This window comes from Parvularcula oceani, from assembly GCF_000733125.1.
GTDB classification, from domain to species: domain Bacteria; phylum Pseudomonadota; class Alphaproteobacteria; order Caulobacterales; family Parvularculaceae; genus Parvularcula; species Parvularcula oceani.
In genome coordinates this window covers 17,930-31,364 of sequence record NZ_JPHU01000011.1, presented here as the reverse complement: position 1 = coordinate 31,364, position 13,435 = coordinate 17,930, and the positions used below count along the sequence as shown (strand labels likewise).

At 69.1% G+C, this 13,435-nt stretch carries 15 protein-coding genes and 1 other RNA gene; 5 read left to right on the top strand and 11 right to left on the bottom strand.

Going from position 1 to position 13,435, the window contains the following annotated elements; all coding sequences use genetic code 11:
• Window positions 1-2 precede the first annotated feature (2 nt).
• Together IE88_RS0111840 and IE88_RS0111835 are read right to left on the bottom strand one after the other, a co-directional pair.
• Window positions 3-1,340 (bottom strand): flagellar hook protein FlgE, encoded by a 1,338-nt coding sequence (locus tag IE88_RS0111840; protein ID WP_031554721.1) that lies wholly within the window; start codon window positions 1,338-1,340, stop codon window positions 3-5.
• Between the two features lie 63 nt (window positions 1,341-1,403).
• Window positions 1,404-2,210 (bottom strand): flagellar motor protein MotB, encoded by an 807-nt coding sequence (locus tag IE88_RS0111835; RefSeq protein WP_081871642.1) that lies wholly within the window; start codon window positions 2,208-2,210, stop codon window positions 1,404-1,406.
• Between the two features lie 97 nt (window positions 2,211-2,307).
• Here IE88_RS0111835 and IE88_RS0111830 point away from each other — a divergent pair, with 97 nt between their 5' ends.
• Window positions 2,308-3,030, top strand: a complete 723-nt coding sequence (locus tag IE88_RS0111830) for a FliM/FliN family flagellar motor switch protein (RefSeq protein WP_031554717.1) — start codon at window positions 2,308-2,310, stop codon at window positions 3,028-3,030.
• 12 nt (window positions 3,031-3,042) lie between these two features.
• Here the strand turns inward: IE88_RS0111830 and IE88_RS0111825 are convergent, their stop codons facing one another.
• From IE88_RS0111825 to ffs, 5 genes are all read right to left on the bottom strand, one after another.
• Window positions 3,043-3,936, bottom strand: coding sequence for a CheR family methyltransferase (locus IE88_RS0111825; protein ID WP_031554715.1), 894 nt, complete (start codon window positions 3,934-3,936; stop codon window positions 3,043-3,045).
• Window positions 3,937-4,022: 86 nt separating this feature from the next.
• A complete protein-coding gene (locus IE88_RS0111820; RefSeq protein WP_202900497.1) occupies window positions 4,023-4,634 on the bottom strand; it encodes a chemotaxis protein CheD in 612 nt (203 codons plus the stop codon).
• 72 nt (window positions 4,635-4,706) lie between these two features.
• Complete coding sequence (locus IE88_RS0111815; protein ID WP_031554711.1) at window positions 4,707-5,030, bottom strand: YbaB/EbfC family nucleoid-associated protein; 324 nt, start codon at window positions 5,028-5,030, stop codon at window positions 4,707-4,709.
• Window positions 5,027-6,646, bottom strand: a complete 1,620-nt coding sequence (locus tag IE88_RS0111810; RefSeq protein WP_051882050.1) for a DNA polymerase III subunit gamma/tau — start codon at window positions 6,644-6,646, stop codon at window positions 5,027-5,029. Before IE88_RS0111810 ends, IE88_RS0111815 begins: the two co-directional genes overlap by 4 nt.
• Before the next feature lie 191 nt (window positions 6,647-6,837).
• Window positions 6,838-6,939, bottom strand: an RNA gene (gene ffs / locus IE88_RS17895) — signal recognition particle sRNA small type.
• Between the two features lie 95 nt (window positions 6,940-7,034).
• Here ffs and IE88_RS0111805 point away from each other — a divergent pair.
• From IE88_RS0111805 to nudC, 4 genes are all read left to right on the top strand, one after another.
• The gene (locus IE88_RS0111805; RefSeq protein ID WP_031554707.1) at window positions 7,035-7,670 is read left to right on the top strand and encodes a hypothetical protein; all 636 of its coding nucleotides are present in this window, start codon (window positions 7,035-7,037) and stop codon (window positions 7,668-7,670) included.
• Window positions 7,667-7,963, top strand: a complete 297-nt coding sequence (locus tag IE88_RS0111800; RefSeq protein WP_031554705.1) for a winged helix-turn-helix domain-containing protein — start codon at window positions 7,667-7,669, stop codon at window positions 7,961-7,963. Before IE88_RS0111805 ends, IE88_RS0111800 begins: the two co-directional genes overlap by 4 nt.
• 83 nt (window positions 7,964-8,046) lie before the next feature.
• Window positions 8,047-8,547: a hypothetical protein gene (locus IE88_RS0111795; RefSeq protein WP_031554703.1), complete on the top strand. Its 501-nt coding sequence runs from the start codon at window positions 8,047-8,049 to the stop codon at window positions 8,545-8,547.
• A gap of 48 nt (window positions 8,548-8,595) precedes the next feature.
• Window positions 8,596-9,498 carry an NAD(+) diphosphatase gene (gene nudC / locus IE88_RS0111790; RefSeq protein ID WP_031554701.1) on the top strand — a complete coding sequence of 301 codons (903 nt, stop codon included), beginning with the start codon at window positions 8,596-8,598 and terminating at the stop codon, window positions 9,496-9,498.
• 1 nt (window position 9,499) lies between these two features.
• On the opposite strand, the gene IE88_RS0111785 is transcribed toward nudC, so the two are convergent.
• The 4 genes from IE88_RS0111785 to IE88_RS0111770 are packed head-to-tail and all read right to left on the bottom strand — an operon-like array spanning window position 9,500 to window position 13,359.
• Complete coding sequence (locus IE88_RS0111785) at window positions 9,500-10,762, bottom strand: adenosylmethionine--8-amino-7-oxononanoate transaminase (protein ID WP_031554699.1); 1,263 nt, start codon at window positions 10,760-10,762, stop codon at window positions 9,500-9,502.
• On the bottom strand, window positions 10,759-11,388 hold the full coding sequence (bioD, locus tag IE88_RS0111780; protein WP_031554697.1) for a dethiobiotin synthase: 630 nt from the start codon (window positions 11,386-11,388) through the stop codon (window positions 10,759-10,761). Before bioD ends, IE88_RS0111785 begins: the two co-directional genes overlap by 4 nt.
• A complete protein-coding gene (locus tag IE88_RS0111775; protein WP_031554695.1) occupies window positions 11,385-12,503 on the bottom strand; it encodes an 8-amino-7-oxononanoate synthase in 1,119 nt (372 codons plus the stop codon). The genes bioD and IE88_RS0111775 overlap by 4 nt, the downstream gene beginning before the upstream one ends.
• Window positions 12,504-12,510: 7 nt before the next feature.
• Window positions 12,511-13,359 carry a prephenate dehydratase gene (locus tag IE88_RS0111770; protein ID WP_031554693.1) on the bottom strand — a complete coding sequence of 283 codons (849 nt, stop codon included), beginning with the start codon at window positions 13,357-13,359 and terminating at the stop codon, window positions 12,511-12,513.
• Window positions 13,360-13,435: the final 76 nt, after the last annotated feature.

Below are 13,435 nucleotides of genomic sequence, written 5' to 3'. Positions count from 1 at the left end.
ACCTACCGCTTGATGTTGGTGGTTTCTTGCAGCATCTCGTCGACGGTCTGGATGATCTTCGCGTTCGAGGCATAGGCCCGCTGCGTTTCGATCATGCCCGTCAGCTCGGAGGCGATGTCGACGGCCGATTCCATCAGGCTGTAGCCCACCGTCTCGCCGACGGGCCCTGTGCCCGCATCCCAGAAATAGACGTCGCCGGACTGCTGCGAGATGCGGAAGGCCTGGCTGTCCGACGGCATGAGGCCGTTGGGATTCGGAACGTCGGCCACCGGAATCTGGAACAGCGTCCTGCGATAGCCCGTGTCGTAGATCGCTTCGAGGCGGCCCTTGCCGTCGACCTCGACCGAGAGGAGATCGCCGATCGGCGCGCCGTCCTTGGTCAACGCACGCGGCGCGAAGTCGGCGGCGAGCTGGGTCAGGCCCGTATTGTCGCCGATGCCTTCCCTGCCGATGAAGATGTTCACCTCGTCGCCGGCGGGCGCGACGCTGCCGCCCGGCAGGCGGACCGCGAGCTGCCCGGTCGTCGGATCATAGGCGCCGCCGGAATTGGTCACCGCCAGGACGGAGCCGCCATCGGCGGCGCTCGTGTCGAATTCGACATCGAAGCTGCCGATCGAGACTTCGGTGCCGGTCGAGTTGTCGAAGAGCTCGGCCTGCCACTGGTTCGTCGGCGGATCGCCGGCCGCTGCCGGCAGGACCGGCGTGTAGCGGGCGGTGAGGGTCTGGGTGCGGCCAAGATTGTCGTAATATTCGAGCGGCACCTCGTAGGATCCGCCCGGCGCGCCGAAGGACGTCGCATCCGCGGGCAGGTTGAGGCCCATCGTGATGTTCTCGGTCGGCAGCGCCGAATAGCGGTTCACCGACACGTTGACGGGAACGAGGCTCGCGCCGCTCTGGCGGGTGGCCGCGCCGATATCGCCCGAGGGATCCGCCGGCCAGCCCATCAGGAACAGACCGCTCGAGGTGCGCAGATAGCCGTTCTGATCGGGCGAGAAGGACCCGGTCGCCGTCAGCATCAGCTCGTTCTGGGCAGCCTGGCTCGGATCGGCCAGCGACGTCGTCACCGGCAGCAGCCCGCGCCCCGCAACGGCGATATCCGTCGAATTGCCGGTCGAGATGAGCGAACCCTGCCCGTCGACCTGGCGATAGGTGTTCACCCGGACGCCGCCCGCGGCGAAGGCATTGTCGCGCTGCTGGATCACCATGGAGCTGAAGTCCGCGACCGCGCGCTTGTATCCGTGCGTGTCCGAGTTCGCGATGTTGTCCGAGATGGTCGCGAGACGCGTTGCGTTGACGCCGAGGCCCATAACGCCTGCGTTCATCGAGGAAGATATCGTCATGCTATGCTCAAGCCCCGCTGATCTTTCCTCGTTTGATACATCGTCAACGTTAAGCGAGCGTTATCAGCGAACGACATCTACCACTGAGGGTACTATGCTCGCTTCAGTTGGTTTCGCGGCGCCCGCTCCCACCAGCATGATCGCGATCCGCCGGTTCACGGCCGCGTTGGGATCGTCCTCGAGCGGGACGCGGTCCGCGCGCCCGGAGACCTCCGTGATGACGGTCTTGGGCAGGCCCGCGCCCAGAAGAAGCCTGCGCGCCGTATTGGCCCTGTCCGCGGACAGCTCCCAGTTCGTGTAGCTGTCATCGGAGAAGACATAGCCGTCCGTGTGCCCGGTGATCTTCACCTCGGTCCCGGCTCTGACGATGACCTCCGCCGCCGCGGCGAGAAGCTTTGTCAGCTCCTCCGAAGGCGCCGCGGAACCGGTCTCGAAGAGCGGCTTGCGCTCTCCTTCGACCAGTTCGACCAGCATGCCTTCGGGCGTCTGCGTCACGCGCAGTCGGCCATCGGCGCCGCTGACGCCCGCGCGGTGCACGGCCTCGACGAGGGCCGTGCGCAGAGCCTGCGCATCCCGGATCGGCCTCCAATCGCCGTCGCTGTCATGCGCCAGCGTGTCATCGGACAGGACGCTGTCGCCCGAGAGCATGCCGTCGCCCCCGCCCGACACGGCCGTGACGGGGATGGAGGGATCGAAGTAGTCGGCGATCCCCCGCCGCTGCTCCTCGGTCGTGGCGTTGAGGAGCCACATCAGAAGGAAGAAGGCCATCATCGCCGTGACGAAGTCGGCATAGGCGACCTTCCACGCTCCGCCGTGATGCCCGTTCACGACATTGATGCGCTTCTTCTTGATGATGGTCGCAGCGCTCATCAGCCTGTCACCCCTTGCTCGAGAGATGCATAGCCAGACGAGATTAAAGGTCTTTTTACGCGCAATGAGACAGTTGAAACCAATGGAGGCGCTGTAGATGAAAAAGATCGGGCTCGACCAGCTGGCGGCCACCCCTCTCCGCCTTCCCCGGCGCCTGGGCCCGCAGGCGGCGCGCCTGAGGGCGCGCGCGGAGGATATCGCCGAGCGTCTGTCCGATACGCTCGGCGCGAAGGTCAGGGCGCGCGGCACGACGACGGCGCGGGTCGAACGCGACCGTCCCTGTCCTGACGGAATGCTCGACCTCGTCTGGCCCGCTCCGCCGGACGCCGTGCGCATGCGCATCGCGCTCACGGATGAAGACGCCAATACGCTGACCGCGGCGATCTTCGGCGGGGACGGCCTGTCCGATCCGGCGCTGCAGACGCAGATCCTGCAGGACGTGCTCGGCAGCGCGGTGCCGAGCGGAGAAGAAACCGAAACGATCGCCGCGGAGGGCCCGCCCCTTCTCGAAACGGCCTATGCGCTCGAAGTCGACGGAGACCCGGTCACGATCCGGGTCCGGCTGCCGAGCGCGGCGCCCGGTCAGGGCCGCGCGGCCCGCGGCGGGATCCGGCTCGGCATGCAGGCGCAGCTCGCCACGGTCTCGCTGCCGCTGGGGCGGCTTGCAGCGCTCGGGCCGGGCGACCGGATCGCTCTTCCCGGCGCCAGCCTGGAAACCGCGCAGCTCGTCGCGCGGCGATCGGGGCGCCAGGTGGGCATCGGCGAGATGGGGTCTGACGAGGGCGCCCGCTCCTTGCGCCTGATGACCGTGCGCGACTGAGCCGGCCTCGCCTCACACTCTTTGATAGGCGGTGACGCCGGCGGGGCGGAAGGCCGAGAGCGCCGGTCCGGTCACCCGCTCGGAGTGCCCGACGAAGAGCCAGGCTCCCTCCGGCAGCACGCCCGCGAAGCGCTGCCAGATGTCGCGCTGCAGGGCATCGCCGAAATAGATGACGGTGTTGCGGCAGAAGATCACGTCGAAGGGCCCCTTGACCGGGAGCGGATTTTTCAGGTTCAGCGGCCTGAAGGTGATCAGCTTGCGGGCCGCCTCCTTGACCGAATGCCCCTGCGCTCCGCCGACGCTTTCGGGAGTGAAATAACGCTCGAGCAGGGCGGCGGGCACCGCGTCGAGCACCCGGTCGGGATAAAAGCCGGCCTGCCCTTCGGCCAGAACCTTCCTGTCGATGTCCGTCGCGAGGATCTTGACGTCGTAGCTGCCGACATTCCGGTCCGCTTCGAGCAGCGTCATCGCGAGGGAATAGGGCTCCATGCCCGTCGAGCATCCCGCCGACCACAGCCGGATGCGCTGGCCCTGCGCCGCCCGCCGCAGCAGCGGCGGCAGCACCTGTGCCTTCAGGATGTCGAAGTGATGCGACTCGCGGAAGAAATAGGTGAGATTGGTCGTCAGCGCGGTGACCATCTCGTCGCGCTCTTCGGCGCCTTCGGGCTCCGCGACGAGACGGCAATACTCCGCGAAGCTCTTCAGGCCGAGGGTCCGCAGGCGGCGCGTGAGGCGGGCATAGACGAGCGCCGCCTTGCTTTCCTGCAGCGCGATCCCGGCATCCTCCAGAATCATCGCCGCGATCTGCGAGAAATCCTGTGAGCGCATCGGGAATTCGCGGGCCGTCAGATCCGTCCCCGCCTCGATCGCGTCCTGCAGCGCCTGCCGCTCCTTCTGCCCCCTCATCATGTTCGTCTTCCCTGCCATCCGGCCATGCCTGCCGGTCATCGCCGCCGGGCTTTCCGCTGTTGCGCTCACCGCTTCTGGACTTCTCAAAACAGTTCGATCGCGTCGTGCCGGGGCTGAGGCTGAAGCCTCTGCGGCCGCTCGACCGGCCGCGTATCCTGCAGCACCCGCTGCTGTGCGCGGCCGGTGGCCGGCCAGAAACGCACGCGGCGGGCGAGCGTGCCGCCAAGGCTTTCGGCTTCGCAGGGAATGCCCTCCTGGCGGAGGAACTGGCGCGCGAAGACGCCGTTGCGCGCGCCGATATCCGAAAGGCCGTCGATCATTCTCGCGCCGCCGAAGATCTTGGCCCTCAGCCGGCGCCGGTCCGCCCCGTGGCGCATGAGCGAGTTGATGAGCAATTCCATCGAGTGCACGCCATAGGTCATGGTCCGGCTCTCCTCGCCCCCGCCATCGGGAAGGAGGAAATGGTTCATCCCGCCGATCTTCGCTTCGGGATCGTAAAGGCAGGTGGCCACGCAGGACCCGAGCACGGTCAGAAGAACCGTGTCCGGCCGCGAGCTCGTCTTGAACTGCCCCTGTGCCACATGGACGGAACGCAGTTCCGCACCGTCTTCCTGCCCCGACATGTCCGCCCTCACCTTGGCGTCCGGATGGACGGGCCGGTCATGCCGCCTCGCCCTCCTGCGCGGAGAGACCATAAGCGCTTGACGGTGAAACCTTTCCTAATGGCGCATCGCCCGGAGCGGAGGTCCCGCCCAGGCCGCGGAGCCCTAGAAGGGCAGCTTCATGCCCGGCGGCAGCGGCAGGCCCGCCGTCAGGGCCTTCATCTGCTCCTGGCTTTCCCGCTCGAGCTTGGATTTGGCATCGTTGATCGCCGCGGTGATCAGGTCCTCGGCGACCTCGCGCTCGGACTCCTTCATCAGCGACGGGTCGAGCTGCACGCGGGCTGCATAGCCCTTGCCGTTGAGTGTCACCTTGACGAGGCCGGCGCCGGCCGTGCCTTCCGCCTCGAGCCCGGCGATCTTCTCCTGCAGCTCTTCCATCTTGGCCTGCATCGCGCCGGCCTGCTTCATCATGTCGGCGAAGTTCTTCACTCTGTGTCTCCGTTCGTTGAGGCGAGATCGCGGATGGCGGTGACCTGCGCGCCGGGAAAGGTGTTCAGCGCTTCGCGGTAGAGCGGGCTCGCCTCGATCGCCTGCTGGCGCGCCTCTTTCAGGGTCGGGCCGTTCGCCTTTTCGCGGCTGATGTCGACCTGCCAGGGCTGGCCCGTCCACCGCGCGAGCGCCTTGGTCAGCTCGCCGTGGAAGCTCTCTGGCGCGCCGTCGGCGAGGCTGAGGGTGAGGTGGCCGGGGCGCAGCGAGACGAGGCCTGCGAAGCGCTCGATCTGCGCCTTGAGCTTGGCCTCGCGGTGCGTGCCGGCGAGCCGCGCGATATCCGAAAGGTCCTCGATGGGCGGTCCATCGGAAGCCAGCTCCGCCTCTGGGTCAGGCGCCGGGGCCGCTCTGGGCGCCGGCGCCGGATGAGGGCGGGCGCCGCCTCCCTGCCCGATCGCGCGAAGCGCCTCGTCGGGCGTGGGAAGCCGCGCGGCGAAAGCGAGGCGGATGAGGCCGATCTCGGCGGCCGCGGCCGGATCGGGCGCCGAATGCGCCTCGTCGAGCGCCTTCATCAGGAGGCTCCAGGCGCGGGTCAGCGCCGGCAGGGACAGCCCGTCCGCCGCCTCGCGCGCGCGTTCGGCATCGGCCGTGCCCGCGCGGCCATGCGCCGCAGCCTCCGGCCCCGCCGCCTTCACGCGGGTGAGGAGGTGGGTCACCTCGAGAAGGTCGCGCAGTGTCGCCGCCGGATCGGCACCCGCATCGTATTGGTCGCGGAAGGTTTCGAGCGCCGCTTCGGCATCGCCCTTCAGCGCGGCGGCCAGAAGATCCCAGCTTCGCGTGCGGTCGACGAGGCCGAGCATGTCGCGGACCTCTTCGGCCGTGACCGCGCCTTCGCTGCCATGCTGGATCAGCGCCTGGTCGAGAAGGCTGAGCGCGTCGCGGACCGAGCCCTCGGCGGCGCGCGCGATCATCAGGAGGCCGTCGCGCGCGACCTCCGCATGTTCCTTGCGCGCGATGGTTTCGAGGTGATCGGCCAATGTCTCGGCATCGAAACGGCGCAGGTCGAAGCGCTGGCACCGGCTGAGCACGGTGACGGGCACCTTGCGGATCTCGGTGGTCGCGAAGATGAACTTCACATGGGGCGGCGGCTCTTCGAGCGTCTTGAGCAGCGCGTTGAAGGCGCTGTTCGAGAGCATGTGCACCTCGTCGATGATATAGACCTTGGTGCGCGCCTGGACCGGCGCATAGCGCACGCCCTCGATCAGCTCGCGGATATCGCCGACACCGGTGCGCGAGGCAGCGTCCATTTCCAAGACGTCAGGGTGACGGCTCTCGGCGATGGCGCGGCAGTGCCGCCCCTCCTTCGGCATGTCGACGGTGGGGCGGTCGACCTCATCGGTCTCATAGTTCAGCGCCCGCGCCATGATCCGCGCGGTCGTCGTCTTTCCCACCCCGCGCACGCCGGTCAGGATGAAGGCATGGGCGATCCGGTCCGCCGCGAAGGCGTTCCTGAGCGTGCGCACCATGGCGTCATGGCCCAGAAGGTCGTCGAAGCTCTGCGGCCGGTATTTGCGCGCGAGGACCTGGTAGCCGGAATCTGGAAGGGTTTCGGACATCGATACTCCGCCTGGCCCTCCGATATGCGCGCTCAGCGCCGAACGCTCAACCGCTGACGGCTCTTAGGTGAGCCCTTCGCCCGGTGTGCCGCGCGCGAAGCCGCGCCAGCGCTCAAGCAGCAAAGCGATAGCGCAAGAAGAAACGCGCTCAAGCAGCGAGCGAGAGCGAGCGGTAGCGCCACAAAGGATGAAAAGGCGGAAGACCGGCGCGACCCGGAACGGGAACTCGTTGCGGCTGCTTCCTTCCGGACCTGACCGGGTTGGCGAGGCGTCCGTCCGCGCGGCCTTCCTGAGAGCTACATTGCAATCGCGGAGGCGCGACGCAAGAGACTTGATGACAGTCTGATCGTCAGTTATGTTTGTATCGCAAACAATGAGGAGAGAGAGCATGTCGGATCAGGCGCGCGAGGATCTCGCCTATTTGCGGACGGTGACCGAGCAGGCCCGGTCCGCCCCGCTGCTGGGCGGACGCTTCCTGGTCATGTGGGGCGTCCTGCTCAGCGGCGCCTATGCCTGCCATTGGGTGATCGCGAGCGGTGTTGCAGGCCTCCCGGCCTGGTCGCTGGGCGCCCTCTGGCTCGCCTTCGGCCTGGCCGGCGCAGCGGGCATGGTGCTGCTGATGGCCTCGATCCGGAACAAGCCCGGACGCTGCGCCATGTCCAACGTGGTCGAGAGCGCGGTGTGGACAGGAGCGGGCGCGGCGATCTTCGCCTATGCCGTCGGCACCTTCATCGCCTGCTCCGTCTTCGGCGCGCCGCTTCTCCTGTTCGATCTCATCCTCGCCGTCGCCTTCGCGCTCTACGGCACCGCCTTTCTGGCCACGGGCGTTGCCGCGCGGCAGCCCTTCCTGCGCATCTTCGCGGCGATCGCATTCGTCGGGGCGGGCACCGTGCCCTTCTTCGCGGGGCAGCCGGTCCTCTATCTGATCGCGAGTGCCTATGTGCTGATCATAGCGGTCGTGCCGGGCCTCCTCCTGATGAGCCGCGAACCCGCAGCGCTGCCCGCGGAGGCGCCGGCCGCATGAGCGAATTCGACGCCAAGGGCATTGACGAGGTCATTCACGGGCGCCTGCGCCTCGGCGTCATGGCGCATCTCACTCAGGCGAGCCCGGCCCCCTTCACCGAGCTGGCCCAGTCGCTGGGCGCGACCAACGGCAATCTGTCGGTGCATCTCAGCAAGCTCGAACAGGCGGGCTATGTCACGATCGACAAGGGATTCTCGGGCAAGCGGCCGCTGACGCGCGTCTCGCTGACAGAGGCGGGGCGCGAAGCGTGGGACCGCTATCTCGACACGCTGCGGACGCTCTTTCCGCAATAGGCCCGAGAATATGCGAGTCATTCGCATTTACATTCGCAATCGGTTCGGTATCCTTCTCCCCGTCGCCGAGGAGAGACCGTCCCATGCACTCGCCGCACCTGTCAGACATTCACCTGCCCGAGCTTGGCGCCGGCGCCGGCCTTCTTCTTTGGGGCTTTCGCGCCTGCGCTTTCGGGGCGCGCCGCTGCTGCGCCGTGACGACCGGCTATGACCGGGCCTTCGGCGAGGAGGGAGAGGACACGCTGGAGGCGGTGCTCGCCTTCACCAGGGCCATCGGCACGGAGGGCGCGCGCAAGATCCAGCTGAGCGCACCCGGTTGCGGCCGCATGACCAAGGACGAGGTCTCGATCGCCTGCGTCTTCTCCGCGGCGCAGGCCTGGGACGAGGCCGCCCGCGACGCGCATCTGACCTGGCTCCTCGCAAGCGAGCCGCGGCGGGCGCTCTGCGAGCGGGTGACCCGGATCGCGGATGCCTTTGCCGGGCACGGCCTGCCGGTCATGGCCCCGGCCTCTGCGAGAGCGGTGCCCTGCGGGATCACGCCCGCCTTCCGCGTCATCTCCGGCGGACGGCGCGCGGCCTCCTGATCGTCTCAGCGCTGGCGGGCAGCCGCTGTCTCTGACAGTCTGCGCGCCATGCGCCCTGCCAATCCCAATGCCTTCACCGGCAACCCGCTCGACCGTGCCGCCGCCGCCCGCAAGGACGAAGCCTGGGTCGAGGCGCAGAGGCGGCATCCCCGGGCCGAGCTGATCCTGTTTCACGGCCATGAGCTGCTGCATGAGCGCTTGGAGGGCCGCTCCCGCCTCCTCCCGCTCACGCTCGATGCGCTGGAGGCGGTCGGCGGGCCCGAGCCCGTGCTGCTGGGGCTGCGCGGAGAGGTGCCCGTCTGGGCGGCCGATGCGGGCGACCTGGCCTCTCCGCCCTTCGGCGATCTCGGCGCCTATGGCGATTTGCGCAGCCTCGCCCCGTTCCTGCCGCCGGACGAACTCGCCATAGCGGGCCAGGCCGCATGGCTGTTGAGCTGGCATGGGCGCCACCGCTTCTGCGCCCGCGACAGCGGGGAGACGATCAGCGTCGAGGGCGGGGGCAAGCGCGTGAACCCGCGAACGGGTGCAGAGCATTTCCCGCGCACAGATCCCGTCGCCATCGTCCTGCCGATCCACGAAGAGGCCGTCTGCCTCGGCCGCGGACCGCATTTCCCGCCCGGCATGATGTCGGCCTTCGCAGGCTTCATGGAGCCGGGCGAGAGCCTGGAGGAATGCGCCGCGCGCGAGCTCGCCGAGGAGACGGGGCTGATCGCCGAAGAGGTCTCTTACGTCTTCAGCCAGCCCTGGCCCTTCCCCTCCTCGCTCATGGTCGGCTTCTTCGCCGCCGTGTCCGATCGCGCGCTGACGCTGGACCCCGAAGAGATCGCCGAGGCGCGCTGGCTCGAGCGGAGCGAGGTGCGCGCCCTTCTGGCCGGCGGAGGACCGGAGGATGTCTTCCTGCCCCCGCCCTTCGCCATCGCCCACCAGCTGCTTCGCCGCTGGGCGCTGTGACTCAGAGCCGCCCCTCGGCCAGCGCGTCGGCGGCCGAGGCGATGGCCTCGTAGACCGCGTCGAGCTGCGCCTCGGTGACGCAGTAAGGCGGCATGACATAGACCGTGTTGCCCAAGGGGCGCAGGAGGACGTTTCGGTTTCGGAACCACTTCGCCAGCTTCGGCCCGAGCCCTGAGAGATAGGCGCCCTCGCTGCCGCCGAATTCCATCGCGGCGATGGTGCCGACCTGCCTGTGATTGGACAGGACGGGGTGCCGTTGAAGCGCCGCCAGCCTCTCCGCCTGCCGCCCGCAGAGCGTTTCGATCCGCGCCCGCACCGGCTCTTCGCGCCAGACCCGCAGATTGGCCGCCGCCGCCGCGCAGGCGATCGGGTTCGCCGTATAGCTCGAGGAATGGAAGAACATGTCCGCGCGGTCTTCGGACAGATGCGCCTCGAAGACCGGTTCGGTGGCGAGCGTGACGGCCAGCGGCACCGCGCCGCCGGTCAGGCCCTTGGACAGGCAGAGGAGGTCGGGCACCACCTCCGCCTGCTCGCAGGCCAGAAGCGTGCCGGTGCGCCCCCAGCCCGTCATCACCTCGTCGGCGATCAGGAGGACGCCGTGTCGGTCGCAGGCACGGCGCAGAGCGGACAGCGCCTCCGGCGGATAGGTCAGCATGCCGCCCGCGCCCAGGATCAGCGGCTCGACGATGATGGCTGCGAGCGGCTCGTCGGCGCAGGCCGACTCGATCGCGTGCGCCGTATTCTCTCCGCCGCCCTCGGGAAGAGGCAGCGCGGTCACGTCGAAGAGGAGCGGCGAATAGGCCGCGTTGAAGACGCCGCGCTCGCCGACCGACATGCCGCCGACCGTGTCGCCGTGATAGCCGTGCCGGAGGACGCCGATGCGGCTGCGGGGCCGGGGCTGCTTGCGCCAATAGCCGAGCGCCATCTTGAGGGCGACCTCGACGCTGGTCGAGCCGCTATCGGAGAAGAAGACGCGGGTGAGCGCGTCGGGCGTCATCTCCATCAGGCCCCGGGCGACCTCTTCTGCGGGCCCGTGCGTCCAGCCCGCGAAGATCACCTGGTCGAGCCGCCCGGCCTGCTCGGCGATGGCTTGCGAAATGGGCGGATAGCAATGCCCGTGCGTGGTCACCCACCACGAGGAGATGGCGTCGACGATCTCGCGCCCGTCGCTCGTGCGGAGGACGGCGCCTTCGGCCGAAGCGACCTCGGGGATCGGTTCGCGCAGGCCGTGCTGCGTGAAGGGGTGCCAGAGGGGCGACGTCACGACACGAAATCCTGCCGGTCGAAGGCCGCCGCCATGGCCGCAGCGAGGCTCTCCCCCGTCAGCGGGTCGAGGCGCGGCAGGCGGCCGAGGCGGCGCACCCCGCCGATCTCGCAGATGGTTCTCTCGCTGTCCGGTACGCTGTCGCCGATGAAGGCGACGCCGAGGACCGGAACGCTCCGGCTGCGCAGCGCCTCGATCGTCATCAGCGTGTGGTTGATCGTGCCGAGTTCCGTGCGCGCCGCGATCACGGCGGGCGCGCCCCAGCGCGCGAAGACATCGGCGAAGAGGAGGTCGCGGCGCAGCGGCACGAGCGCTCCGCCCGCCCCCTCGATCACCAGCGCCCCGGACATGTCCGGCAGGGCCAGCGCCGCATCGTCGATGCGCGCCCCCTCCGCCTCGGCCGCGAAATGCGGCGAGGCCGGCAGCTTCAGCCTATAGGCTTCGGGCAGGATACGGTCGGGCGGAAGGCCGCCGAGGCGCGCGATCGTTTCGCTGTCGGTCCCTTCGTCGAGACCGGCCTGCACCGGCTTCCAGTAATGCGCGTCCAGAAGACCCGCGAGCCCGGCGGCGAGAACGGTCTTGCCGATCCCGGTATCGGTTCCTGTTACGACGATGCGTGTGCTCATGCCCGGGCTTCTGCCAGAGCCGCGGCGAGCGCGTCCACAGCCTGCGCGTCGGCATGAAGGGTGAGCGAGATGCGCAGGCGCGCCGTCCCCTCGGGCACTGTGGGCGGCCGGATGGCGCGGACGTCGAAGCCCGCGGCCTGCAGCCGCTCGGCGAGCGCCACCGCTTCGCCGTCATGCCCTATGATGAGCGGCAGGATCTGCGAGCCGCTGCGCGTCGCCCCGAGCGGCCCGAGCCGGGCTTCGGCATGACGGCGAAGCGCCGACAGCTCCTCGCGCCGCTGCGGCTCCACTTCGGCCGCGCGCAGCGCTCCGCGCGCGGCGGCGGCGAGGAGCGGCGAGGGCGCGGTCGAGAAGACGAAGGGCCGCGCCCTGTTCACGAGGATGTCCCGCAGCACCGCCGGCAGGCAGACGATCGCGCCTTCGCAGCCGAGCGCCTTGCCCAGCGTGTGCAGGGTCAGCACGTTCTCCGCGCCCTGGAGCGCGGCGGCGAGGCCCCTGCCGCCCGGGCCGAAGACGCCCGTCGCATGCGCCTCGTCGATTACGAGAAAGGCGTCATGCCGCGCGGCGATTCCGGCGAGCGCTTCGAGCGGCGCCCTGTCGCCATCCATGCTGTAGAGGCTCTCGGCCAGGACCCAGGCCCGGCCCATGCCCCCTTTCGCTCTCCAGGCCTCGATCGCCGCCTCGACGGCGCCTGCATCGTTATGCGGCACGAGGACGCAGCCTGCCCGGGCGAGGCGGAGGCCGTCATGGCTGCTCGCATGGATGAGCGCGTCGGCGACGATGAGGTCGTCTTCCCCGGGCAAGGCGGCGAGCAGCGCGGTATTGGCCGCGAAGCCGCTCGCGAAGAGGAGCGCCGCCTCAGCGCCGAAGAAGCGCGCAGCCTCCTCTTCCAGCGCCTCGTGTTCGGGATCGTTGCCGCGCAGGAGGCGGGAGCCGCCGGAGCCGATCGGCACCCCCCTGTCGAGCGCTGCGGCCACGGCCGCCTTCAGCCGTGGATCGGCGGACAGCGCGAGATAGTCGTTGGAGGCGAAGTCGCGGCCGCGCCGCGGCGCGAGGGCGCGCAGCCGGTCCTTTCCCGCGAGCGCGGCGAGCTGCCTGCGATGATCGCCGAGCACGCCCGGCTCAGAGCCCGACGGTCTTGCGGTAGGGATCGGCCGGGAAGACGCCGAGCAGGCGGACCTCGGCCGAGAAATAGCCGAGTTCCTCGAGCGCCCGGCGCACCGGCGGCTCGTCGGGATGGCCTTCGATCTCGGCCTGGAAGCGGGTCGCGCGGAAGCTCGAATCCTCCTGATAGCTTTCGAGCTTGATCATGTTGACGCCATTGGTCGCGCAGCCGCCGAGCGCCTTGTAGAGCGCGGCGGGCACGTTGCGCACGCGGAAGACGAGGCTCGTCAGGATCGGCCCCGAAAGAAGGTCTGGCCATTCCTCCTCTCCCTCGGGCGCCAGCGTGAGGAAGCGGGTCACATTGCGGTCGGCATCCTGCACGTCGCGCTCGATCACCTCGAGCCCGTAGCGTTCGGCTGCGGCGAGCGGCGCGATGACGGCGACAGCCGGGTCGGGATCGCCGGACAGGGCATGCGCCGCCCCGGCCGTGTCCGGCGCCACTTCCGCGGTCAGGCCGCGGCGCCTGATGACGCCCTTGCACTGGCTGAGCGCCATCGGATGGCTCCGCACGACCTTGAGATCCGCCTCGTCGGTTCCCGGCACGACCATGAGCTGCATGTGAACGGGCAGGAAATGCTCGTCGGTCACGCAGAGCGCCATGTCGGGCAGGAGGCGGTAGACGTCGTCCACGCGGCCGGCGATCGCGTTCTCGACCGGAACCATCGCCCGGGCGGCACGGCCCTCGGCGACGGCGGCGAAGACCGCGTCGAATGTGGGGCAGGGCAGCGGCTCGAATCCGCTCGCATAGGCGCGGCAGGCCGCATCGGAGAAGGCGCCGGGCTCTCCCTGATAGGCGATTTGCCGCATTTTTCGTTCTCCTTGCCCGCCCGCGCGCCCGAATGCCCCGTTGCGGGAGGCGGGTCACCCGGCTAGATGCCGCGGA